General features: G+C 69.2%; 23 protein-coding genes and 1 pseudogene. 12 read left to right on the forward strand and 12 right to left on the reverse strand.

Features of this window, described 5'->3' with window-relative positions:
• The first annotated feature begins 91 nt into the window (after positions 1–91).
• Genes AVAK2825_RS21895 through AVAK2825_RS21915 form a run of 5 tightly spaced genes read left to right on the forward strand, consistent with a single transcriptional unit; the run spans position 92 to position 4,224 of the window.
• The gene (locus AVAK2825_RS21895) at positions 92–1,375 is read left to right on the forward strand and encodes a L,D-transpeptidase family protein (protein WP_284402560.1); all 1,284 of its coding nucleotides are present in this window, start codon (positions 92–94) and stop codon (positions 1,373–1,375) included.
• Positions 1,372–1,956 carry a peptidylprolyl isomerase gene (locus AVAK2825_RS21900; RefSeq protein WP_284402561.1) on the forward strand — a complete coding sequence of 195 codons (585 nt, stop codon included), beginning with the start codon at positions 1,372–1,374 and terminating at the stop codon, positions 1,954–1,956. Before AVAK2825_RS21895 ends, AVAK2825_RS21900 begins: the two co-directional genes overlap by 4 nt.
• 60 nt (positions 1,957–2,016) lie before the next feature.
• The gene (locus AVAK2825_RS21905) at positions 2,017–2,523 is read left to right on the forward strand and encodes a peptidylprolyl isomerase (protein ID WP_284402562.1); all 507 of its coding nucleotides are present in this window, start codon (positions 2,017–2,019) and stop codon (positions 2,521–2,523) included.
• Positions 2,524–2,560: 37 nt separating this feature from the next.
• Entirely contained in the window at positions 2,561–3,349 is a 789-nt protein-coding gene (locus tag AVAK2825_RS21910; protein ID WP_284402563.1) for a UDP-2,3-diacylglucosamine diphosphatase, read from the forward strand.
• Between the two features lie 53 nt (positions 3,350–3,402).
• On the forward strand, positions 3,403–4,224 hold the full coding sequence (locus AVAK2825_RS21915; protein ID WP_284402564.1) for a M90 family metallopeptidase: 822 nt from the start codon (positions 3,403–3,405) through the stop codon (positions 4,222–4,224).
• Positions 4,225–4,308: 84 nt separating this feature from the next.
• On the opposite strand, the gene hmuQ is transcribed toward AVAK2825_RS21915, so the two are convergent.
• The 8 genes from hmuQ to AVAK2825_RS21955 form a co-directional block, all read right to left on the reverse strand.
• The gene (hmuQ, locus tag AVAK2825_RS21920; RefSeq protein WP_272564000.1) at positions 4,309–4,611 is read right to left on the reverse strand and encodes a heme-degrading protein HmuQ; all 303 of its coding nucleotides are present in this window, start codon (positions 4,609–4,611) and stop codon (positions 4,309–4,311) included.
• A 131-nt stretch (positions 4,612–4,742) separates the two neighbouring features.
• Positions 4,743–5,630 (reverse strand): DUF3014 domain-containing protein, encoded by an 888-nt coding sequence (locus AVAK2825_RS21925; protein WP_284402565.1) that lies wholly within the window; start codon positions 5,628–5,630, stop codon positions 4,743–4,745.
• A 225-nt stretch (positions 5,631–5,855) separates the two neighbouring features.
• A complete protein-coding gene (locus AVAK2825_RS21930) occupies positions 5,856–6,533 on the reverse strand; it encodes an alpha/beta hydrolase (RefSeq protein ID WP_284402566.1) in 678 nt (225 codons plus the stop codon).
• Positions 6,534–6,614: 81 nt separating this feature from the next.
• The gene (locus AVAK2825_RS21935; protein WP_284402567.1) at positions 6,615–7,457 is read right to left on the reverse strand and encodes a DODA-type extradiol aromatic ring-opening family dioxygenase; all 843 of its coding nucleotides are present in this window, start codon (positions 7,455–7,457) and stop codon (positions 6,615–6,617) included.
• 118 nt (positions 7,458–7,575) lie between these two features.
• Positions 7,576–7,995 carry an alternative ribosome rescue aminoacyl-tRNA hydrolase ArfB gene (gene arfB / locus AVAK2825_RS21940; RefSeq protein WP_272564004.1) on the reverse strand — a complete coding sequence of 140 codons (420 nt, stop codon included), beginning with the start codon at positions 7,993–7,995 and terminating at the stop codon, positions 7,576–7,578.
• Complete coding sequence (locus tag AVAK2825_RS21945; protein WP_502870586.1) at positions 7,992–8,927, reverse strand: alpha/beta fold hydrolase; 936 nt, start codon at positions 8,925–8,927, stop codon at positions 7,992–7,994. Before AVAK2825_RS21945 ends, arfB begins: the two co-directional genes overlap by 4 nt.
• Positions 8,928–8,929: 2 nt before the next feature.
• Positions 8,930–9,373 carry a type II 3-dehydroquinate dehydratase gene (gene aroQ / locus AVAK2825_RS21950; protein WP_272564006.1) on the reverse strand — a complete coding sequence of 148 codons (444 nt, stop codon included), beginning with the start codon at positions 9,371–9,373 and terminating at the stop codon, positions 8,930–8,932.
• Between the two features lie 137 nt (positions 9,374–9,510).
• Positions 9,511–9,882 carry a hypothetical protein gene (locus AVAK2825_RS21955; protein ID WP_284402568.1) on the reverse strand — a complete coding sequence of 124 codons (372 nt, stop codon included), beginning with the start codon at positions 9,880–9,882 and terminating at the stop codon, positions 9,511–9,513.
• Positions 9,883–10,048: 166 nt separating this feature from the next.
• Between AVAK2825_RS21955 and AVAK2825_RS21960 the strand changes: the two genes are divergently transcribed.
• The 3 genes and pseudogenes from AVAK2825_RS21960 to AVAK2825_RS21970 all read left to right on the forward strand — a co-directional run bounded on the left by AVAK2825_RS21960 (position 10,049) and on the right by AVAK2825_RS21970 (position 13,383).
• On the forward strand, positions 10,049–11,860 hold the full coding sequence (locus tag AVAK2825_RS21960) for a glutamine--tRNA ligase/YqeY domain fusion protein (RefSeq protein ID WP_284402569.1): 1,812 nt from the start codon (positions 10,049–10,051) through the stop codon (positions 11,858–11,860).
• 176 nt (positions 11,861–12,036) lie between these two features.
• Positions 12,037–12,314, forward strand: a pseudogene (locus tag AVAK2825_RS21965) (DUF2322 family protein).
• Between the two features lie 172 nt (positions 12,315–12,486).
• The gene (locus tag AVAK2825_RS21970) at positions 12,487–13,383 is read left to right on the forward strand and encodes an alpha/beta hydrolase (RefSeq protein ID WP_284402570.1); all 897 of its coding nucleotides are present in this window, start codon (positions 12,487–12,489) and stop codon (positions 13,381–13,383) included.
• 29 nt (positions 13,384–13,412) lie between these two features.
• On the opposite strand, the gene AVAK2825_RS21975 is transcribed toward AVAK2825_RS21970, so the two are convergent.
• The 4 genes from AVAK2825_RS21975 to AVAK2825_RS21990 all read right to left on the reverse strand — a co-directional run bounded on the left by AVAK2825_RS21975 (position 13,413) and on the right by AVAK2825_RS21990 (position 17,336).
• Positions 13,413–13,898 carry a hypothetical protein gene (locus AVAK2825_RS21975; RefSeq protein WP_284402571.1) on the reverse strand — a complete coding sequence of 162 codons (486 nt, stop codon included), beginning with the start codon at positions 13,896–13,898 and terminating at the stop codon, positions 13,413–13,415.
• The gene (locus tag AVAK2825_RS21980; protein ID WP_284402572.1) at positions 13,898–14,602 is read right to left on the reverse strand and encodes a hypothetical protein; all 705 of its coding nucleotides are present in this window, start codon (positions 14,600–14,602) and stop codon (positions 13,898–13,900) included. Before AVAK2825_RS21980 ends, AVAK2825_RS21975 begins: the two co-directional genes overlap by 1 nt.
• Before the next feature lie 99 nt (positions 14,603–14,701).
• Positions 14,702–15,985 carry a phospholipase D-like domain-containing protein gene (locus tag AVAK2825_RS21985; RefSeq protein ID WP_284402573.1) on the reverse strand — a complete coding sequence of 428 codons (1,284 nt, stop codon included), beginning with the start codon at positions 15,983–15,985 and terminating at the stop codon, positions 14,702–14,704.
• 121 nt (positions 15,986–16,106) lie between these two features.
• A complete protein-coding gene (locus AVAK2825_RS21990) occupies positions 16,107–17,336 on the reverse strand; it encodes a GGDEF domain-containing protein (RefSeq protein ID WP_284402574.1) in 1,230 nt (409 codons plus the stop codon).
• A 289-nt stretch (positions 17,337–17,625) separates the two neighbouring features.
• On the opposite strand from AVAK2825_RS21990, the gene AVAK2825_RS21995 reads away from it, so the two are divergent.
• From AVAK2825_RS21995 to AVAK2825_RS22010, 4 genes are all read left to right on the forward strand, one after another.
• Positions 17,626–18,558 carry a M23 family metallopeptidase gene (locus AVAK2825_RS21995; protein ID WP_284402575.1) on the forward strand — a complete coding sequence of 311 codons (933 nt, stop codon included), beginning with the start codon at positions 17,626–17,628 and terminating at the stop codon, positions 18,556–18,558.
• Between the two features lie 111 nt (positions 18,559–18,669).
• A complete protein-coding gene (locus tag AVAK2825_RS22000; protein WP_284402576.1) occupies positions 18,670–18,858 on the forward strand; it encodes a hypothetical protein in 189 nt (62 codons plus the stop codon).
• Positions 18,859–18,940: 82 nt separating this feature from the next.
• Positions 18,941–19,624, forward strand: coding sequence for a pseudouridine synthase (locus AVAK2825_RS22005; protein WP_502870587.1), 684 nt, complete (start codon positions 18,941–18,943; stop codon positions 19,622–19,624).
• 137 nt (positions 19,625–19,761) lie between these two features.
• Complete coding sequence (locus tag AVAK2825_RS22010; protein WP_284402577.1) at positions 19,762–20,697, forward strand: tetratricopeptide repeat protein; 936 nt, start codon at positions 19,762–19,764, stop codon at positions 20,695–20,697.
• Positions 20,698–20,720: the final 23 nt, after the last annotated feature.

Below are 20,720 nucleotides of genomic sequence, written 5' to 3' on the forward strand. Positions count from 1 at the left end.
TTTCGTTGACGCGCTCCACCATCGCCTTCGGGATGCTCCCTTGCCCTCTGCTGGCGCACCGCGCCGCATTCGTTCCCGCTTGAAGCCTCGCATGCCTGCGGGACGTTCCCCCTGGAGCCGCGGCATTGCGGCGGGCATGGCGCTGTCGCTGCTGGCGGCAGCTTGGCCCGCGCACGCCCAGGGCGACAAGCTGCGCGGCGTCGGCAAGAACGCGCGCACGGCGCCCGTGCGCATCGCCCCGCTGGCCGATGGGCAGGCGGAAAAGCGCCTCATGGAGGTCTACCGCCTCACCGGCGAAGGCAAGGGCCGGGAAGCCCTGGCCAAGGCCGAGAGCCTGGTGCGCGACCACCCCAACTTCCAGCTCGCGCAACTGGCGCTGGGCGACCTGCTGTCGGCCCGCACGCGCCCCCTGCGGCAGATGGGCGACGTACCGGCCGGCCAGGGCGATGCCCCGCCACCCCAGGAAGCCGCCGACGTGCTGGCCGAGCTGCGCGCGGAGTCGCGCCAGCGCACGGACGCCTTGCGGGTGCGCCCCCAGGCGCGCACCATTCCCGCCCAGTTCATCGAGCTGTCGCTGCGTTCACGGCACGCGATCGCGGTCGATGCGTCGCGCTCGCGGCTCTATCTGTTCGAGAACACGCCCAACGGGCTGGAGCTCGTGGCCGACTACTACGCCTCGGTGGGCAAGCTCGGCATCGAAAAGCTCATCGAGGGCGACCAGCGCACGCCGCTGGGCGTGTACTTCATCACGAGCCGCCTGGACCCGGCCACGCTCAAGGACTTCTATGGTGCCGGCGCCCTGCCCATCAACTACCCCAATCCGCTGGACCAGAGCCGCGGCAAGACGGGCAGCGGCATCTGGCTGCACGGCACGCCGCCGGACCAGTTCTCGCGCGCGCCGCTGGCCACCGACGGGTGCCTGGCCCTGGCCAACCCGGACCTGGAGCGCATCCTGCGCACGGTGGAGCCACGCTCCACACCGGTGGTGATCGCACGGCAGCTGCAATGGGTACCGCCCCATAGCGTGCAGGCCGACCGCAAGGCGTTCGATGCGGTGCTGGATGCCTGGCGCACCGCCAAGTCGCAGGGCGACCTGCAGCGCCTGATGGGGTTTTACGCCCCCACGTTCCAGAGCTACGGCAAGATGCCGCTGCAGGAGTTTTCCAAGCAGCTGGGCGCGGAAACGCGCGCGCTGCGCGGGCGGCCGATCCAGCTCAAGGACAAGACCCTGCTGCGCTGGACGGATGCCTCCGACACCATGGTGGTAACGTTCGGCGAGGTCATCGAAGGGGCCCGCACCGGCCCCGTCAAGCGCCAATACTGGACCCGCAAGGGCAACCAATGGCAGATATTTTTCGAAGGAGTGATTGGATGATTTCCAGAAGAAATTCGACCCTGGCGCTGGCCGGCATGGCGCTGGCAGCTATCGTTTCCGTAGCACCCGCTCAGGCGCAGGACGCGGCGGCCCCCAAGGTGAAGCTCGCCACGTCGCTGGGCGACATCGTGGTCCAGCTCGACCCCGCCAAGGCCCCGAAGACGGTGGACAACTTCCTGTCCTATGTGAAGGACAAGCACTACGACGGCACCGTCTTCCACCGCGTGATCAACGGCTTCATGATCCAGGGCGGCGGCTTCACGCCCGACATGCAGCAAAAGCCCACCAAGGCACCGATTCCGCTGGAGGCCAACAACGGCCTCAAGAACGACAACTACACCATCGCCATGGCCCGCACCGGCAATCCGGACTCGGCCACCTCGCAGTTCTTCATCAACGTGAAGGACAACGCCATGCTCAACGCCACCGGTGAAGGCAACGGCTACGCCGTGTTCGGCAAGGTGGTCTCGGGCACCGACGTGGTGGACAAGATCAAGGCCGTGTCCACGGGCAACAAGGGCATGCACCAGAACGTGCCCACGACGCCCGTCGTCATCACTTCCGCCACCGTGGTCAAGTAAAGCCCGCCGGCCCCTCTTCACCACGGCCCTCCCGGCCCCCAACGCTTTCCAAGGAATCCCATGAGCAACCCCCAAGTCGAACTGCACATCGCCGGCCACGGCGTCATCACCCTCGAACTCGATGCCGAAAAGGCGCCGAAGTCCACCGAGAACTTCCTGGCCTACGTGAAGAAGGGCCACTACGACAACACGATCTTCCACCGCGTGATCCCCGGCTTCATGGTGCAGGGCGGCGGGTTCGAGCCCGGCATGAACCAAAAGGGCACCGAAGCCCCGATCGAGAACGAGGCCAACAACGGCCTGAAGAACGCCAACTACACCGTGGCCATGGCCCGCACGAGCGATCCGCACTCGGCCACCGCCCAGTTCTTCATCAACGTGGCCGACAACGGCTTCCTGAACCACACCGCGCCGTCCGCCCAGGGCTGGGGCTATGCCGTGTTCGGCAAGGTGGTCAAGGGCACCGAAGTGGTGGATGCCATCAAGGGCGTGAAGACCGGCCGCAAGGGCTTCCATGACGACGTGCCCAAGGACGACGTGATCATCGAGAAGGCCGTCGCCCTGTAATCGCGGCGACCGCGGCGCACCCATCCCCGCCCGCCCCGTGACCACGACCGTGCCCCGGTTCGAGGAGCTTGCCGCTCCTTCGGACTGGCGCACGGTCGAATTCATTTCCGACCTGCACCTGCAGGCCAGCGAGCCCGCCACGTTCGACGCCTGGCGACGCTACCTGCGGACCACCGACGCGAGCGCGGTGTTCATCCTGGGCGACCTGTTCGAAGTGTGGGTGGGCGACGACTGCATCGACGACGCCGAGGGCGCCTTCGAGGCCGAATGCGGCGCCCTGCTGCGCGAGGCGGCCCGCCAGCGGCCGGTGTTCTTCATGCACGGCAACCGCGACTTCCTGGTCGGGCAGCGCTTTCTGGCCCACTGCGGCCTGACCGGGCTGCACGACCCGACGGTGCTGCAGTTCGGCGGCGAACGCACCGTGCTCAGCCACGGCGACCTGCTCTGCCTGGACGACGTGGACTACCAGCGCTTTCGTGCGCAGGCCCGCAGCACGGAGTGGCAGCAGCGGTTCCTGTCCCAGCCGCTGGCCGTGCGGCGCGCGCAGGCGCGCGGCATCCGCGAGCAGAGCGAGGCGCGCAAGCAGTCCGGCGAGGCCGCCTACGCCGATCTGGACGGCCCGGCCACGCGGCAATGGCTGCAGGCCGCCGGCGCCCGCACGCTGATCCACGGCCACACGCATCGCCCCGCCATCCACGCCGTGGGCCCGGGCCTGCAGCGCGTGGTGCTGAGCGACTGGGACGCGGCCGCTCGCCCGCCGCGCGCCGAGGTGCTGCGCCTGTCGCCCGGCCGGGGCTTGGAACGGCTCGCCGCCGTCCCCATGTAGGCGGCATCTCTTTTTCCGCCAGGGAGTGCGCGAGCAGGCCCTCCCCCTCTTTCATGCCTGCTCTCTGGAACAAACTCTGGCACCGCGTGCGCGCGACCGTCGCCCCCGTGCCGGAGATCTCCGCCCCGCTCTGGCTGCAGACCCTGCAGCGCTACCCGTTCCTGTCCGCCCTGCCGCTGCAGGACCAGGCCAAGCTGAGGGCGCTGAGCGCCCTCTTTCTGCAGCGCAAGGAATTCACCGGCGCGCACGGCCTGCAGGTCACCGATGCCATGGCGGTCGCCATCGCGGCCCAGGCGTGCCTGCCCGTGCTGCACTGGGGCACGCCCGCCCAGGCACTGGACTGGTACGACGATTTCGTGGGCATCGTGGTCCACCCCGGCGAGGCCGTGGCGCGCCGGCAGTCCACCGACGAGGCCGGCGTGGTGCACGACTACACCGAGGTGCTGCTGGGCGAGGCCATGCACCGGGGCCCGGTCATGCTGAGCTGGCCGGCCGTGGACAGCGCGGGCAGCGGCCAGGACCGGGGCATGAGCGTGGTCATCCACGAGTTCGTGCACAAGCTGGACATGCGCAACGGCAATGCCGACGGCTACCCGCCCCTGCCACCGGGCTTTCTGGGCACCACCGGCGCGCAGGCAGCGCGGCAGGCCTGGCGCGCGGCGTGGCAGCCGGCCTACGACGCCTTCCGGGAGCGCGTGATCATCGCCGAGCGCTTTGGCGGCGAATGGCCCTGGCTGGATGCCTACGGCGCGACGGCCCCGGCCGAGTTCTTCGCCGTGGCGTGCGAGGCGTACTTCGTGGACCGGGCGACGTTCGCCGCCGAGTTCCCGGACCTGATGCCCACGCTGGACGCCTTCTACCGCCGGGGATTGTGAGTCAAAACCCCTTCACGCCCTAGATTTCATTGCCCTCGTTGCTATTATTTACATAGCAATTACCCACCTGGCCGGCACGGGCGCTCACAGCGCGGATTCGAACAGTTCCAGCTGCGGCGGCCCCAGGTACAGATCGCGCTTTTGCCCCGCGCCCGCGTGCGCGGCCCGGAAGGCGTCGGAGCGGGTCCACGCCTCGAAATCCGCGCGCGACGCCCAGACGGTGTGCGATGCGAACAGCGTGTGCTCGGGCGTCGTGTCGCCCCGCAGCAGGTGAAAGGACTGGAAGCCCGGCACCTGCGCCAGATGGCTGTCGCGCTGGCGCCAGATCTCGACGAACTCCTCCTCACGGCCGGGGGCGATGCGGAATCGGTTCATGGCAACGAACATGGTGGGAAGCTCCTCGAAGTGAAAGATCAGAAATGAAACCGCAGAAGTGAAACCGCGGGAAGGGGCCGCGTTCGCGGGACGGCGAAGCGCGGCGCGCGCCAGCCGCAGCAGGGCCGGCGCGCCCGTGGCGCTCAGGGCTTGCGCGCCATCTCGCCCGTCGCGACCCGGCGGCGCAGCTCGGCCAGCACGGTTTTCATCCGCCGCTCGTTCTCCACGCCCATGCGCACGAGGATCTTCTGGCCGCTGGACAGGGCCTGCAGCTTCGGGTCGGCGAACTCGTAGCGCACCCAGGGGCGCGTGGAGGGCACCTCACCGGCCACCTTGGTGAGCTGCACCTGCACCGGGCCGGTGGGCTCGGGCGCCTGCAGCAGGTTGTCCAGCGTGGCCACCAGCCGGTCGTTGAAGTAGCGGCGCGGAAAGCCCAGTTCTTCGTACGCCTGCTGGAACAGCGGGTACAGCCGGGCGTACAGCGCAACGGCCTGGTCCTGCGGAATGGCTTCGGCCAGCATGACAAAGGCACGGTAGCGGCCCGCATTGGTGGCGGCGATCGTCTCCGTCTCGCTGCCCTCGCCATCCACCAGGAACCGCTGCGGCATGGGCTGCACGGGCCACAGGCGGGACGGCGCGCTCTGGCGCGACAGGTTGTCCACCGTGGCGACCGCGCGCTGCACGAAGCCGTCCATGCGCAGCAGCGCCGCGACCGAGTCCGCCCCCACCCATCCCGTGACCGCCTCGGTCAGGGGGCGGTCCGATTCGGCCAGGGTGGGGAGTTTGGTGTCGGGCGGCTGCACCGTGTCCATGGGGTTCTGGGGTCCGGAGGCCGCGGATGCGGGCGGCGCGGCGGCTTCGGACGCGGACTGGCTGGCCACGGGCGGCAATGCAACCGGCTCGGACGCCGGGCGCCCCCAGAACCACCAGGCCGCGCCGGCGCCCAGCGCGCCAGCGACCAGCACCCATGGAATCCAGGCGCGCGAAGCCTGCTGCGCGGGCCGCAACTCCACCGTGTCACGTTCAGGCATGAATGCCTCCTTTTCTTGGGTTTCGGGAAAGCCGCGGTAGAAAGACAAGATGCCCCGCGGCCGCCCATCGATTGGAAGCGATGCACTCCACCGGGCCGTAACGCCGTGTGACGGGTCCGGTCACCGATGGCATGGGCAAGGCTTGCACTGCGCGGTGGCTGGTGGAAGCCGGCCGGGGTCCACGCAAGGAACGGTCGGCCCGTACGGGGCCCGTCGGTCAGCCGCTCAGCGCGCGGCCTGCGGCTGCGGGTGCTGCAGGCCGCCCAGCCATCCCATGGCATCGGTCAGTTCGGCCTGCCGGATCTCGTGCGCGCCGGGGTATTCGCGGTAGGTCAGGTCCAGCGACAGCCCCCGGGCATGGTCGCGGATGGCGTGGGCCTGGGCCAGGGGAATCACGTTGTCCTGCACGCCATGGCTCACCCAGAGCGGCTTGCCGTGCAGGCTCTCGGCCGCGGCGGCGAACGGCATCGCCTGGGGCAGCAGCCGGCTGTGCCACACCATGGCGGCGTGCAGCAGTTCCGGCCGGGTGAACAGCAGGGACAAGGCCATGATGCCGCCTTGGCTGAAACCGCCCACCACTACCCGCTCGGACGGCACACCCAACTGCAGCGCAGCGGCCTCGACCGTGAGCGCCACCAGCGAGCGGCTGGCCGCCTCCTGCGGCTCGTGGATGGAACGGCTGCCATCGGGCAGCACGGAAAATTCGAACCACGCATGGGAGCCCGGCCCCATGGCATGTGGCGCGCGCAGGCTCACGACATGGAAATGCGGGGGAACGTAGGGGGCCAGGCCGAACAGGTCGCCCTCGTTGCTGCCCACGCCGTGCATGAGGACGAGCAGCCAGGGAGAGGGGGTATGGGACGCGGCGGGGCGGTTCAGGAAGGGAAGCGGCAGATCAAGCATCGATGGGTGCCCTGAAAAGGCGTTCAAGGCAGGGATGAAGGGTTGCGAATCGGGGTTGGAGTGGAACGGGGGCCGGGGAGTTCATGCCGCGGACTGCAGGGCGAAGGCGTCCATGGCCAGAGCGCCATAGCGGACCTCCCGGCTCAGGTAGTGCGCCTGCGCCTCGGGGCCGGCGGCGCCCAGGGCGAAAAACAAGGGCAGGAAATGGTCTTCGCTGGGGTGGGCGCGCTCGGCATGTGGGGCCTGCCGCCGGTAGTCCAGCAGCGCGGGCCAGTCGCGCCGCTGCACGGCGTCTTCGATCCAGCGGCTGAATTCGGACACATAGGGCAAGGGCTCGTTGGCGCCGCCGAAGAACTCGGCCAGGTTGTGCGTCATGCTGCCGGAGCCCACCACCAGCACGCCTTCGCTGCGCAGGCCCTGCAACGCGGCGCCCATGGCGTAGACCTCGGCTGGGCCGGCGGTGGACGGCAGCGCCACCTGCACCACGGGAAAGTGAGCATCAGGGAACAGGTGCATCAGCGGCACCCAGGCGCCATGGTCGAAGGGCCGCTCCGCATCGCCTTCGGCCGCGATGCCGGCCGAACGCAGGCGCGCCAGCACCGTTTCAGCCAGGGCCGGGGCGCCTGCGGCCGGGTAGCGCAAGGCATACAGGGCCGGCGGAAATCCGCCGAAGTCGTGCCACGTGGCGGGCTGCGGCCCGGTCATCACTTTCGGCGATCGCGGCATCCAGTGTGGCGACATGACCACCACCCCGCGAAGGTGCGGAAAGCGCGCCTGCACCTCCTGGCCCCAGCGGGTGAGGGCCGGGCCGGTTTCGCCGGCATCCACCGCGAACAGCGGGGCGCCATGGGAGAGATACAGCGCGGGGAGTTCGGCATTCCTGCCGCTGTCGGTGGGTGCGCGGGCCCGTTCCAGATCGGACATGAAGATTCCTCGGTTGCCGACAGATGGGGTCGGTGGCGGCGGTTCCAACCCCTGCGGCGATCGCCTCAGCGTTGTGCCATCACGGGCCAGCTAACCGCTTGCCGCGGCGGCCCCGCGTTCAATCGCGCACCGGGCCGCGCAGCGCCTTGATGCCCGAGCGCACGCTCTTGGATTCCAGGCGCCGCTGCTTGGAGCCGTAGGTCGGCTTAGTGGCCCGGCGGGTGCGCGGCGGCTGCGCCACGCTGGCCACCAGGGCCTGCAGGCGCTGGAGTCCGTCGAGGCGGTTGGCTTCCTGGCTGCGGTACTGCTGGGCCTTGATGACCAGCACGCCCTCCTGCGTGATCCGGCTGTCGCGCAGGGCGAGCAGGCGCTCCTTCACGCCGTCGGGCAACGAAGACGCCGCGATGTCGAAGCGCAGGTGCACCGCGCTCGACACCTTGTTGACGTTCTGCCCGCCAGCGCCCTGCGCCCGCATGGCGGTGATCTCCACCTCACGCTCGTCCACCTGGGGCACGAAGGCCGCCGGCGGCGCGGTCATCGGCCGGCCGCCAGGGATGCGGCAGCCGGCTGTGCCCCGTCCGCCAGCGCGGCCAGCAACGCGGACATGAAAGGCCGGGGCTGCTCGAACTGCACCCAGTGGCCGGCCTCGGGGATGAAGTCCAGGCCACGGAAGTCCGGCACCACGGCCCGAAACGCCGCCTCGAGTTCCACGATCCAGCGCTTGTAGAGCGCATCGTTGCGGCCATAGATGGCATGCACCGGGCAGGTCACCCGGGGCAGCGAGCGCGCCAGGATGTCGGTGTGCGCCAGCCGGCGGCGCGGCATGCGGTCGCGCACCGCATTGGCCACGTGCAGGCCCAGCGCCAGCCCTTCGATGAGCGCCGGATCCTGCAGCATCAGCACGGCGAGGTTGTGGCGGTGCACCTGCGGCTGCTGGTCCGCGGGCAGGTGCCGCCAGCCTTTCAGTTCGAACTGGCGGTGCGGCACCACGCCCATGGCCGGCGCCCCAACGATGACCAGTTGCCGGGCCAGCTCGGGGTGGTCGGCCAGCAGCAGGCCCGCCACCATGCCGCCGAAAGAGAACCCCACCAGATCGCAGGGCTGCGGCCCCCACAGCGCGCGCATGCCCTCGCACAGCGGCTCGACCAGCGCGTCGGCATCGGCGCCGGCCGGGGGCAGACCGGACTCCCCGAAACCGGGCAGATCCGGCACCCAGACCTGGTGGCCCGCCGCGACCAGGTCTTCGATGTTGCGCACCCAGTGGGTCCAGCTGCCGCTGCCGCCGTGCAGCAGCACCAGAGGCAGCTGCTCCGGCACGGCCGGGCCCCAGGCGTGCCACACCAGATCGCCGTCGCCGCAAGGCGTGGTGTGCCGCGCGGCCAGCGCCTGCAGGCGCCGCACTTCGGGCGGGGTGCCATCGGGCGCCGCAGCCCCGGCAGGTCCGGGGTGGGCCGCTGGGGCAGAGGGCACCGTCACCATCCCGCCAGGCCGTCGATGGCCAGCGGATAGCCCTGCACGCCGAACCCGCACATCACCGCGCGCGCCACGCCGGACAGATAGGAATGGTGGCGGAAGGCTTCGCGGGCATGCACGTTGCTGATGTGCAACTCCACCAGCGGCACGCCCGTGCCCTTGACGGCATCCAGCAGTGCCACGCTGGTGTGGGTGTAGGCGGCGGCATTCAGCACCACGCCGGCCAGCTCGCCCGCGCCGTGAAGGCGGCCGGCCTCATGGATCCAGTCCACCAGGTCGCCCTCGTGGTTGCTCTGGCGGAACTGCAGCGCAAACCCATGGCGCTCGCACGCCTGGGCGCACAGCCGCTCCACATCGGCCAGCGTGTGCACGCCGTACACCGAGGGCTCGCGCGTGCCGAGCAGGTTCAGATTGGGTCCGTTGAGGACAAAGACGGTTTTCACAGGGCCAGCACTCCAGGCAAGGCGTCGCCGCCAGTCGGCGAACGCGAACAGGGCGAATTATGCGTGGCGCTCCCAAAGAAAACGGCCCCGAGGGGCCGTGGGGGCTGCATGGGCAGCCAGGGGGACAGCGATGGGTTTCAGCGACCGTAGTAGTAGCCCCGGTCCCGTCCGTGCCAGTGGCGACCGCCGCCGTAGTACCCGTAGGGGGTGACCACCACTGGAGGCGGGGGCGCGTAGTACACCGGCCGTGGCGGCGGGTAGTAGACGGGAGGGGGGGCATAGACCACCGGGGGCGGGCCGTAATAGACGGGACGGGGGGGCGGGTAGTAGGCCGGCGGCGCCACCACGACGGGGTAGCCGCCGCCCCCGACACCGACCGCCACGCCGGGCGACCCGATGCCCACAGACCAGGAAATATCGCGTGCCTGGGCGGCACCGGTGCCCGCCAGGAGGGCGAGCGCCAGGCCGGCGGTGGCGGCCATGGCTGAGAGAGAGCGGCTGTTCGTCATGGAAATCTCCTTTGGATGGGAGCCCCGCCATCGCGGAACGCCCGTGGATGCTCAACGCATCACATGTCCGAAAGGATGGCACAAACCCCCTGCAATGTTGTTTCTGGACGTAGCGCGCTGTGTTTCACCCGGTAACGCCCCCGGCACCGCCGCCTAGAATGCCGCCATGAGTTCCCCAGCCCCCCTCGACCCCTCCTCCAACGCCGCGGCCAAGCCCAGCAATTTTCTTCGCCAGATCATCGAGAGCGATCTCGCCAAGGGCACGCATGCCCAGGCGCGCTGGGGCGGCACGCCCGGCGATGCGGCCCACCATGCCGGCGGGCAGCCCGACCCGGCGAAGATCCGCACGCGTTTCCCTCCCGAACCCAACGGATACCTGCACGTCGGCCATGCCAAGAGCATCTGCCTGAATTTCGGCCTGGCCGCCGACTACGGCGGCGTGTGCCACCTGCGCTTCGACGACACCAACCCGGAGAAGGAAGACCAGGAGTACGTGGACGCCATCATCGACGCCGTGCATTGGCTCGGCTTCGACTGGAAGGCCAGCGGTGATGGCGCCGACCACCTGTACTACGCCAGCAACTATTTCGACTTCATGTACCGCGCGGCTGAGTACCTGATCGAAAACGGCAAAGCCTACGTGGACGAGCAGACCCCCGACGAGATGCGCGCCAACCGCGGCGACTTCGGCAAGCCCGGCGTGGACAGCCCTTTCCGCAGCCGCACCGTGGCCGAGAACCTCGCGCGCTTTCGCGAAATGCGCGAGGGCAAGCTGCCCGACGGCGCCGCCGTGCTGCGCGCGAAGATCGACATGGCCTCGCCCAACATCAACCTGCGCGACCCCGCCATCTACCGCATCAAGCACGCCGAGCACCACAACACCGGCAACCAGTGGTGCATCTACCCCATGTACACCTTCGCGCACCCCATCGAGGACGCGCTGGAGCACATCACCCACAGCATCTGCACGCTGGAATTCGAAGACCAGCGCCCCTTCTACGACTGGCTCATGGACCGCCTGGTGGAAGGCGGCCTCATCGCCGCGCCGCAGCCGCGCCAGTACGAGTTCGCGCGCCTGAACCTCACCTACGTGGTCACCAGCAAGCGCAAGCTCAAGCACCTGGTGGACAACGGCATCGTGACCGGTTGGGACGATCCCCGCATGCCCACCATCGTCGGCCTGCGCCGCCGCGGCTACACGCCCGAATCGATCCGCCTGTTCTGCGAACGCATCGGCGTGACCAAGGACTACAGCTGGATCGACTACAGCACGCTGGAAGGCTGCCTGCGCGAAGACCTGGAAGCCAAGGCCCACCGCGGCATGGCGGTGCTCAACCCCGTCAAGCTGGTGCTGACCAACTGGGATGAGGTGATGGGCGTCGGCCACCTGGAGCCCTGCAGCCTGCCCGCCCTGCCCCACCCGCCCGAAGGCACCGAATCGCCCCTGCGCCATTTCACGATCGGCAAGGCGGTGTGGATCGAGCGCGAAGACTTCGAGGAAGTGCCCCCCAAGGGCTACAAGCGCCTGTTCCCCGGCAACAAGGTGCGCCTCAAGGGCGGCTACGTGATCGAATGCACGGGCTGCAACAAGGACGCCGACGGCCGCATCACCGAAGTGCTGGCCACCGTGGTGCCCGACACCAAGAGCGGCACCCCCGGCGCCGACACCGTGAAGGTGAAGGCCGCCATCACCTGGGTGGGCGTGGCCGATGGCGTGAAGGCAGAGGTGCGCATGTACGACCGGCTGTTCACCGATGCGCAGCCCGATGCCGGCGGGAAAGACTTCCTCACGCTGCTGAACCCGGACAGCCTGAAGGTCGTGACGGCCATCGTGGAGCCCTCGCTGGCCAACGCCCGACCGGGCGACCAGTTCCAGTTCGAGCGGCACGGGTACTTCGTGGCGGACAGCAAGGACCACGCGGCTGGCAAGCCGGTGTTCAACCTGGCCGTGGGTCTGAAGGACTCCTGGGGCAAGTAAGCCAACGCAACAGCCGGCCCGGACAACGGCGGCCATCGCCGTCGCGGGCCTGTCCATCTATCCAACGATGGCAGCCCCTGGCCATCCAGCGCCAGGGGCGCATCGCACTCCCGATTTCGAGAATGAACTTTTCCTCGCGCCTTCAATAACTCCCTTCCGTTGCCGACCTCTCTGCCCTGCACCTGCTGGACCCGGACGGACAGGTCATCGCCACGCTGGAAAACAAGCCGGACAAGCGGGCTCCCTGGCCGTCTACAACGCGTTGTCCACCTTGTACGGCGGCACCATCACGCCCGCAGCGGCCAGCCTGGGCCTGGAATGGTACGCAGAGCACACGGCCGATGCACACGCCCACCCCGGCAAGCACCCCAACATCGACCGTCTGGTGGCCTGGGCGTCCGGCACGGCCAGCTACCGTGCGCAGCGGGTACCAGCGCTCCCGGCCGCCGCCTGACATCCGCGGGCAAGGCCGGTTCGAAAGCATCGCGATTTCGGCAGTGACACCCGCTCCATGGCGGCGTCATCTCTGACGGCCACGGCGCTGGCGCGCCAACCATAATCCGCCCGGCACCGGCCTGTCGCCTGTGTCCCGGCCCGATCGCCGGACCACCCACTTGGAGGCGCGATTGAAACACCCTCACCGTTCATGGGCCCGCGCGGCATGGCAAGTCACCGGCATCCTGGCCTTGGCCGCGTGGCTGACCGGCTGCTCCGCGGTCGGCACGCTCAATGCGCTCACGGCCAAGGACAGCCACACCGTCCAGGCCGGTGTGGCCTACGGCACGCTGCCGCGCCAGCAACTGGACATCTACCGGCCGAAAACGACGGCACCAGCAGCCGGCTGGCCGGTCGCGGTGTTCTTCTACGGCGGCTCCTGGAACAGCGGCGAGCGCGGCGACTACCTGTTCCTGGGCGAAGCGCTAGCGGCACGCGGCGTGCTGACGATGGTGGCCGACTACCGCCTCTATCCCGAGGTGCGCTACCCCGAATTCCTGCACGACAGCGCATTGGCCGTGGCCTATGGCCTGGACCATGCGGCGCAGTGGGGCGGCGACCCGAAACGGGTGTTCGCCATGGGCCACAGTGCCGGCGGCTACAACGCGGCGATGCTGGCGCTGGACCCGCGCTGGCTGCAGCCCACGGGCCACACGCCGAACGAGCTTGCCGGCTGGATCGGCCTGGCGGGGCCGTACGACTTCTTTCCCACCGACAACCCGCAAGCGCAGCCGGTGTTTTTTCACCCGAACTACCCGCCCAAGGCCCAGCCCATCGAGTTCGCACACCCCGGTGCGCCGCGCACCTTCCTGGCGGCCCCGGTCAACGACCGGCTCGTGAGCCCGGAGCGCAGCACCCAGCAGATGGCGCAGAAGCTGCAGGCCGCTGGCGTGCAGGTCACGCTGAAGTCGTATCCCCGGGCCAGCCACACCACGCTCGTCGGCGCATTCGCGTGGCCGCTGCGCTGGGTCGCGCCGGTGGTGGACGATGTGGAGGCGTTCATTCAGGCGACGCCGCCGGCTCAGTAAACTCGCCTCGCCGGCTTGCACCGGCCTCTTCAACGGGAGGAGAAATCCCCCAAGGATTGATCGTCGAGCCCGTTTCGCACCATCAGCCAAGAACGGTTCCAGAACGGCGTTTTGCGCTTGACGGGGTATTCGTGCCTCAGCCACCGAGGCGTTTGGAGAACGGTCACCAACCAGCGCTTTCCATCGTCAAAAAAAGAAAAACCGACGGCCTGCGCTTCTGGTGCGATCTGCGGGTTTTTAAAGATGCCCGGGGTGTAGTCGGCAGAGATTTCCAGCGAATCCTTGATCTGCAGCGCAGGGTTCAACCAATGGATGAAAAGCGCCTCTTCCTGCGGATTGCCTTCCGTCGAGATAACCAGATATCCACGTTCGTCTTCGAATTGCGCCTCCAGAACCCCGCCGTGCAGCTCGACCTTGTTTGCACTCCGCACATGCCTCAACACGAGGGTCGGCGCTTCTTTTTCAGCCAGGCGGCGATGCTCCACCTGGAAAGCCTTTGACGTTCGGAGCGTCATTAGAAAATCCACCCGAACGAAAGATCGGCACCCAGCGCGCCCAAGGCGCCGCCAACGAACACGCCCACCGTAACGCAGACGGGCGCACCGGGGCCGCACGCCAGCCCAGCGAGCGCACCGCCAGCGGCCCCAGCAGCAAATCCGCCGCCGATCACCACCCCTTCGCGCGCAACGGCCTTGCCTTTGTCTTCGGCCGACGCGATGTTGTAGATAGCGGCACCGACCGAGACAAACACCAATGCCCTACCCAATGCGGTGTAACGCATGGCTGCCGCATTGACGGACGGCCGCTGGCGCCCTGCGCTGTCGATGATTTCGAGATACACGAGGTTCTGTTGATTGGACGCCAGTGAGGTGAACGGCTTTCCGAATTTGTCTCTGGCGTACTTTTCGGTCAGGTCGGCCAAGCTCAGGCCCACCTTCTTCAAATTGATCGCTCTGGCGCGGCCGATATCGGTGGATCGCAGTCGCTGGGCTTCAAGAATGTCGTTACGAATGGATTGAACCTGCCGGGCCGCATCGTCGGCCGAGAGTGCTCCTGATGCCACCCGGGCCCGATACTCCTGTGCCAACTGGCGGGTTTGCTCGATGTAACTCTTCCGCACTTTTCCGTCTTGAATGAAACGCTGGGCAAAATTGGCGGTGACGGATTCCAGTTGAGAAATCGATCCATCGAGCGCAGTTCTGTCATACACGTCATTCATGAAACCTCTCCTTTGCAACTTGCTTTATTGTCACGCAGTGTACTCAAAGCCCAAGATGCAACGCCCGAGGAAAGCCGTTTTGCAGCGGTGTCATGCAACCTACAGCTGTGTCTCCAGCAAACTCGCCATCCGCTCGGCCAGCTTCTCCTTCATCGGCCGGTCCAGCCAGTCCTGATGGGTCACCCGCCGCGACCGCTTCAGGTCGTCCTCGAACACCACCGTCTGCCGTTGGGCAAAAGGGGCGTCGTACACGTTCAGGTTGGCCTCGTCGTTCAGCCGGAACGAGCGGTTGTCGAAGTTGGTGGAGCCCACCGACACCATGAGTTGGTCCACGATCATGACCTTGCAGTGGTACATGGTGGGCTCGTACTCGTAGATCTCGGCGCCGGCCTGCAGCAGTTCGCCCCAGGTGGCGCGGGAGGCGGCCTTAACGGTTTCGGTATCGGTGTGCTCGCCGGGCGTGATGAGCCGGATGCGCACGCCGCGCGCCAGGGCGTCCAGCATCAGCTGCCGGGTCAGGTCGTCAGGCACGAAGTACGCCACCGACAGGTCGAGGCTGCGCTCGGACGAGGTGATGGCCAGGTGGTACATGAGCTGCATGCTCTCGCTGCCGCTGGAGGGCGAGCTGGAGAACATCTGCGCCTTCTGCGTGCCGCTCTGGGCAATGGCGGGAAAGTACGCTTCGCCGTGCATCACCTTGCCCGTGACCTTGAGCCAGTTGTCCAGGAAGGTGGCCTGCATCTGCGCGACCGCCGGGCCCTTGACCTGGTAGTGCGAATCGCGCCAGTGGTCGGGGTCCTGCGCGTTGCCGGTCCATGCCGGCGCGATGCCCACGCCACCGGTGAAGCCCACCAGTCCGTCGGTGACGAGCAGCTTGCGGTGCGTGCGGTTGTTCAGGCGGGCCAGGTTGTACCAGTGGGGCTTGTGGAATTTCTCGATCTCCACGCCAGCCGCCTTCATCTCGGTGAAGTAGCTCTCGTCCATCTTGGAGCTGCCCACCCAGTCCAGCAGCACATGCACCTTCACGCCGGCACGGGCGCGCTCGCTCAGGGCATCGGCGAATTGCTTGCCGATGTCGCCGGACCAGTAGATGTAGGTTTCGAAGGTGACGCTCTTCTGCGCGGCCCGGATGGCGGCCAGCATGGGCGGAAAGATCTGGTCGCCGTTGAGCAGTTCCACCACCTCGTTGCCGCTGGTGATGCCCGGGCCCAGCAGGCTGCCCATGGCGCGTTCGTACTGGGGCTGGGCGGTGGTGTACAGGCGCGGGATCTGGTGCTGCACTTTCTTCTCGCCGGCGGTGAAGTTCAGTGCGAACAGCACGATGGCGGTGGTGGCCACGAAGGTGAGTGCTACGGTGAGCAGGGTGCGGCCTGTTTTTTTCATGTGCGCGATTGTGGGTGGGCGCCGGGTGCGCGCTTGTAAGCCCACGCCTCCAAGTCTGCCAGCGCACGGGGGCCGTGGCAGCGCACTGCGCGGGGGCGTGCGTGCCGCCGGCCTGCGGCGGTCAGCCGGCTTCGAAGCGGTTGCGGCCGTTGTGCTTGGCGCGGTAGAGCGCCTTGTCGGCCCGCTCCACGGTGGCGGCGTGGGGCTCGCCGGGCACGCGTTTGGCCACGCCGGCGGAGAACGTCACCGCCAGGCCCGGGGCCAGCGCCTCGAAGCCGCCGCGCTCCATCTGGCCGCGCAGCCGCTCCAGCACGCGCATCGCACCGCTCTGGCCGGTACCGGGCATGAGCAGCAGGAACTCTTCCCCGCCCCAGCGCGAGAGCACGTCGCGCCCGCGCACGCCGGCCTGGGCGATCTCGGCGAAGCGCTGCAGCACGGCGTCGCCCACCGCATGCCCGTGCGTGTCGTTCACCTGCTTGAAGTGGTCAATGTCCATCATGGCCATGGCCATCGGCGCCGTGGCGGGCTCGCCCGGCCGGCCGTCCTGCGGCTGCACCGCGGCGCCCACCGTCCAGTGCAGGGTGAGCAGGTCGCCCATGGCGCGCCGGTTCAGCAGGCCGGTCAGCGCATCGTGCTCTGCGAGCTTGCGGCTCAGCTCGAGCGCCTCGGTGAGGGTGGCCTTCTGCCGGGCCAGGCGGCTGCGCAGGCGGCCGATGCGGATGGCCAGCGCGGCCACCGCCGTCACCACGATGAGCGAGAAGGCCCAGTGGATGACCTCCACGCGCGGGTCGTAGCGCGGCGGATCGCCCGACGTGCGCCACAGGATGACCCCGGTCACGAGCACCAGCCAATACGCCATGAGCACGCGCGTCTGCCCGGCCCGCAACTGGAACATGCCGCCCAGCAGGAACAGCGGTGCCAGCAGGCCCAGCAGTGCACCGCGCGCCGGCCCGGTGATGGCATAGGCCCAGCCGAGCGCTGTGGCCGCCAGCACCGACTGCAGCATGGAGAGCGACGGATCGTGCGGCGCGAGCCGCCGGCCCTGGCCGCTGCGCACGAGCACGCAGCAGACGAAGCTGGTGCCCAGCGCGAAGGCGGTCAGCGGATAGGCCTGCCTGGCGTCCACCAGCCCCAGCATCACCTCGGCCTGCTGCACCAGGGCGATCAGGCACAGCAGGCCGAACGCCAGCAGGCACTGCGACATGCGGATGCGCACCTGCTTGCTCTGGCCGAACAGCGCCCGGTCGATGCGGCCCCGCAGGCCCGGGGGTGGCGGCAGGACGCCATCGGCCGCGCGGCGCGCTGGCGATCCGCCGGGCGGCGGGGAATGGGGGCGGGCGGCAGACGGCATGGCGCAGCAATTCAGGAGCTGAAGGGGCGAAGGCCGGAGGGCAGCGCCTGCGCCGTTGACGGCGGTGCCAGCAGACCCGGCCAAGGGCCCGCGGCAACCGAATGGCAGGGCGGAAGCGGGCATGCGCGGCGCATGCAGGCCATCGTACCGGGGCCGGCGCCGCCCGGCGGCCCTGGCGTGGCCAAGGCAGGGTATCTCCGGAGCCGTCCGCACATGCCAGGGCTTGGGGGGCGCGGGCGCAGGCGCCGTCGCTAAACTGCCGGCATCCCCTCTTCCCTTCGCCCGCGCCATGGCAGACCACCGCACTCCCCCCTCCCTTTCTCTGCAGGCCAGCCGGCGCACCGCCCTCGTGGCCACGCTGGGCCTGCTGGCCTGGCAGGGCCCCGTCCAAGCGGCCAAGCCCCGGGCCAGCGCGCCTTCGCCAGCGCCCTCCCCATCCGTCTGGCCCCGCGCATCGCAAGTGCCCGGCGGCGTGGCGCGCCTGTCGCTGGGGCCGGCAGCCACGCGGCCGGTGGCGCACGTGGACGAAGGCGCGGGCGACGTGCCGGTGCTCGTGCTGGGCGATGCGATCGAGTGGACGGCCATCGTCGGCATCCCGCTGGCGGCCCAGGCGGGGGCCGCCGGGATCGTGGTGCGGGGTTCGGCCACCGAGGGCGATGCAGCGCGCAAGGTGCCCTACACCATCGCGCCCAAGAAGTACCGCGAGCAGCGCCTGAGCGTCGCGCCGCGCACCGTGGACCTCTCCGCCGAGGACAACGCCCGCTTCGAGCGCGAGCGCGAACACCAGCGGCAGGTGACGGCGGCGTTTTCCACACCGCTGCCCAAGCCGGCCGACCTGCGCATGCACGTCCCGGTGCCGGGCCCCCGGTCCAGCTCGTTCGGGCTGCGGCGGGTGTTCAACGGGCAACCGCGCAATCCGCACAGCGGCATGGACATCGCCGCAGCCAAGGGCACGGCCATCGTCGCGCCGCTGCCGGGCCGGGTGATCGACACCGGCGAATATTTCTTCAGCGGCGGCACCGTGTGGCTGGACCATGGCGGCGGGCTGCTCACTGTCTATGCCCACCTGAGCGCCATCGACGCCAAGGTGGGCGACCAGTTGCAGACCGGCGACCGCCTGGGCGCGGTGGGCGCCACCGGCCGCGTGACCGGGCCGCACCTGCACTGGGGCGTGATGCTCAACCGCACGATGGTGGACCCGGCGCTGTTCCTGCCCGTCTGAACCGGCGGGCGTTGCGCCGGGCCGACACGGGCAGGTAAAGAACGGGCCGCTTCGCGGAGCGGGCAGCGACAATTTCTGCCTTCGATCCCCTGGCCTTTTTGGGTGGTTTCCATGCGATCTTTTCTGGGTGCCGCGCTCGCGGCGATGGCGGTGCTGTGCAGCGGCTGCGCCGTGGTGGCCGTGGGCGATGCCGCGGTGACGGTGGTGGCGACCACGGTGAAGGTCGGCGTTACCGTGGTGGGCACGGCGGTGGACGTGGGCGCGGCCGGCGTGCGCGCCGTGGCGGGCGGCAGCGACTGAAAGCCTGCGCGAGCGGCACGCCCTGCCGTACCGCGCCGGTCACCACGGCGTTGGCCGCCCACCGCGCTATGCTTGCCGCCCCATGCCGACCCCGCCCCGCTCCCCGCGCGCTCCTGGCCCCTTGCGCCCATCCCGCCCGCTCCGGCCGCCGGTCGCACGCCCCCTCGCCCGATCCCCTGCGGCAGCCACCGCCGCCCCCGGTACGCCCCGCCTCATCCGATTTCACAAGCCCTACGGCGTGTTGAGCCAGTTCACGCCCGAGGGGCGCTGGCGCGGGCTGCAGGATTTCATCGACCTGCCCGGCGTGTACGTGGCGGGCCGGCTGGACGCCGACAGCGAAGGGCTGCTGCTGCTCACCAGCGACGGCGCGCTGCAGGCGCGCATTGCCGATCCGCGCTTCAAGATGGAAAAGACGTACTGGGTGCAGGTGGAGGGCACACCCGACGAAGCCGCCCTGGCCGCGCTGCGCGACGGCGTGCAGCTGAACGACGGCCCCACCCGCCCGGCCCGGGCGCGCCGCATGGAGCCGCCGCCCGCCGTGTGGGAGCGCGATCCGCCCATCCGCGTGCGCCAGCGCATCCCCACCGCCTGGATCGAACTGGTCATCAGGGAAGGCCGCAACCGCCAGGTGCGGCGCATGACCGCGGCAGTCGGCCTGCCCACCTTGCGGCTGATCCGCGCCGCCATCGGGCCTTATTCGCTGGACGGGCTGGCGCCGGGGACCTGGCAGGCGGCGGCAGCGGTGCCCGCAGAGCCTGGGGGATAGCGCATAAATTGCTACTTAATTGATAGCGACATGCCCTAGATTTCATTGTGCTGGCGGCCTTTTTGCCGAATATTCGAGCCGCTGGCGTTTCGGGCCGGGCAGCGCAGCACAATCGCTCCCCAAAAAGGAATGGAACCGTGAACGCCGCTGATCTTTCGCTCGAACCCGTGGAGACGCCCGAGGCCGTCCGCGCCGCTGCCGTGCGCGTGTGCCCGCGCTGCAGCCACACCCGCCAAGCCACCGATACCGCACCGGCCTGGCAATGCCCCCGGTGCGAGGTGGCCTACGACAAGGTGCTCCCCACCAGCGTGGCGGCGCGGCAAAAGCCCGAGGGCGCCCGCGCCCGGCCGGCCGCCGCCCCCGGCGACAAGCCCTGGACCCTGATCGTCCTGGCGGGCGGTGTGGTGGTGCTGATAGCGCTGATGGGCTGGAAGTGGAACCACGACAAGGCCCAGGCCGCCGAACGCATCGCCCGCGCCGAAAGCGATGCGCGCGCCCTGCAGATCGCAACGCAGCGGGAAGGCATGGAGCAACTGGCCCGGCTCGGTGCGGCCGAGACCCAGTGGCGCCGCGGCCAGGGCCTGGACGTTCTGCCCACCGTGCGGGCCATGGTGCTGCTGTCGGCCATGCTGGACGAGGGCAACGGCATCCCCAGGGACCATGCCGAGTCCATGCAGTGGCTGACCCGGGCCGCCCACCAGGGCTCCAGCCTGGCGGCGGTGCGGCTGGGCGCCATCTACCAGGAGGGCCGTGGCGGAGAACCCCGCCAGATGTCGCTGACCGAGAACTGGTACCTGCGCGCGGCGCGCCAGGGTGATGCGGCCGGGCTGTACCGGCTGGGCGATCTCTATGCCAACGGCGCGGCCACCGTGGCCCAGCGGCCCGTTGCCGCCTACATGCTGCTGGAACTGGCCGACCGCCTGGGCCGCGGCAACCCGGAGGACCCGCTCACCCTGCCCCGCTACGGGGCTGTGCACCTTCAGCTGCTGGCCCGCAGAATGGGCCCGGTCGATATCGCCGAAGCGCGGCGGCGCGCCGATGCGTGGAAGCCCGGGCAGCCGCTGGACCTGTGACTGGACGCGCGCGGGACCCAAGG

Origin of the sequence: Acidovorax sp. SUPP2825 (assembly GCF_030158995.1) — a bacterium.
In the GTDB taxonomy this organism is placed as follows: Bacteria; Pseudomonadota; Gammaproteobacteria; order Burkholderiales; family Burkholderiaceae_C; genus Paracidovorax.

Coding starts and splice junctions, on each gene's coding strand:
- AVAK2825_RS21925 (WP_284402565.1), bottom strand. CDS start 5,630: ATGCCTGAACGTGACACGGTGGAGTTGCGGCCCGCGCAGCAGGCTTCG.
- AVAK2825_RS21895 (WP_284402560.1), top strand. CDS start 92: ATGCCTGCGGGACGTTCCCCCTGGAGCCGCGGCATTGCGGCGGGCATG.
- AVAK2825_RS21980 (WP_284402572.1), bottom strand. CDS start 14,602: ATGAATGACGTGTATGACAGAACTGCGCTCGATGGATCGATTTCTCAA.
- AVAK2825_RS21900 (WP_284402561.1), top strand. CDS start 1,372: ATGATTTCCAGAAGAAATTCGACCCTGGCGCTGGCCGGCATGGCGCTG.
- AVAK2825_RS21930 (WP_284402566.1), bottom strand. CDS start 6,533: ATGCTTGATCTGCCGCTTCCCTTCCTGAACCGCCCCGCCGCGTCCCAT.
- AVAK2825_RS21990 (WP_284402574.1), bottom strand. CDS start 17,336: ATGCCGTCTGCCGCCCGCCCCCATTCCCCGCCGCCCGGCGGATCGCCA.
- AVAK2825_RS21935 (WP_284402567.1), bottom strand. CDS start 7,457: ATGTCCGATCTGGAACGGGCCCGCGCACCCACCGACAGCGGCAGGAAT.
- AVAK2825_RS21905 (WP_284402562.1), top strand. CDS start 2,017: ATGAGCAACCCCCAAGTCGAACTGCACATCGCCGGCCACGGCGTCATC.
- AVAK2825_RS21955 (WP_284402568.1), bottom strand. CDS start 9,882: ATGACGAACAGCCGCTCTCTCTCAGCCATGGCCGCCACCGCCGGCCTG.
- AVAK2825_RS21995 (WP_284402575.1), top strand. CDS start 17,626: ATGGCAGACCACCGCACTCCCCCCTCCCTTTCTCTGCAGGCCAGCCGG.
- hmuQ (WP_272564000.1), bottom strand. CDS start 4,611: ATGTTCGTTGCCATGAACCGATTCCGCATCGCCCCCGGCCGTGAGGAG.
- AVAK2825_RS22000 (WP_284402576.1), top strand. CDS start 18,670: ATGCGATCTTTTCTGGGTGCCGCGCTCGCGGCGATGGCGGTGCTGTGC.
- AVAK2825_RS21960 (WP_284402569.1), top strand. CDS start 10,049: ATGAGTTCCCCAGCCCCCCTCGACCCCTCCTCCAACGCCGCGGCCAAG.
- AVAK2825_RS21975 (WP_284402571.1), bottom strand. CDS start 13,898: ATGACGCTCCGAACGTCAAAGGCTTTCCAGGTGGAGCATCGCCGCCTG.
- AVAK2825_RS21915 (WP_284402564.1), top strand. CDS start 3,403: ATGCCTGCTCTCTGGAACAAACTCTGGCACCGCGTGCGCGCGACCGTC.
- AVAK2825_RS21985 (WP_284402573.1), bottom strand. CDS start 15,985: ATGAAAAAAACAGGCCGCACCCTGCTCACCGTAGCACTCACCTTCGTG.
- AVAK2825_RS22005 (WP_502870587.1), top strand. CDS start 18,941: ATGCCGACCCCGCCCCGCTCCCCGCGCGCTCCTGGCCCCTTGCGCCCA.
- arfB (WP_272564004.1), bottom strand. CDS start 7,995: ATGACCGCGCCGCCGGCGGCCTTCGTGCCCCAGGTGGACGAGCGTGAG.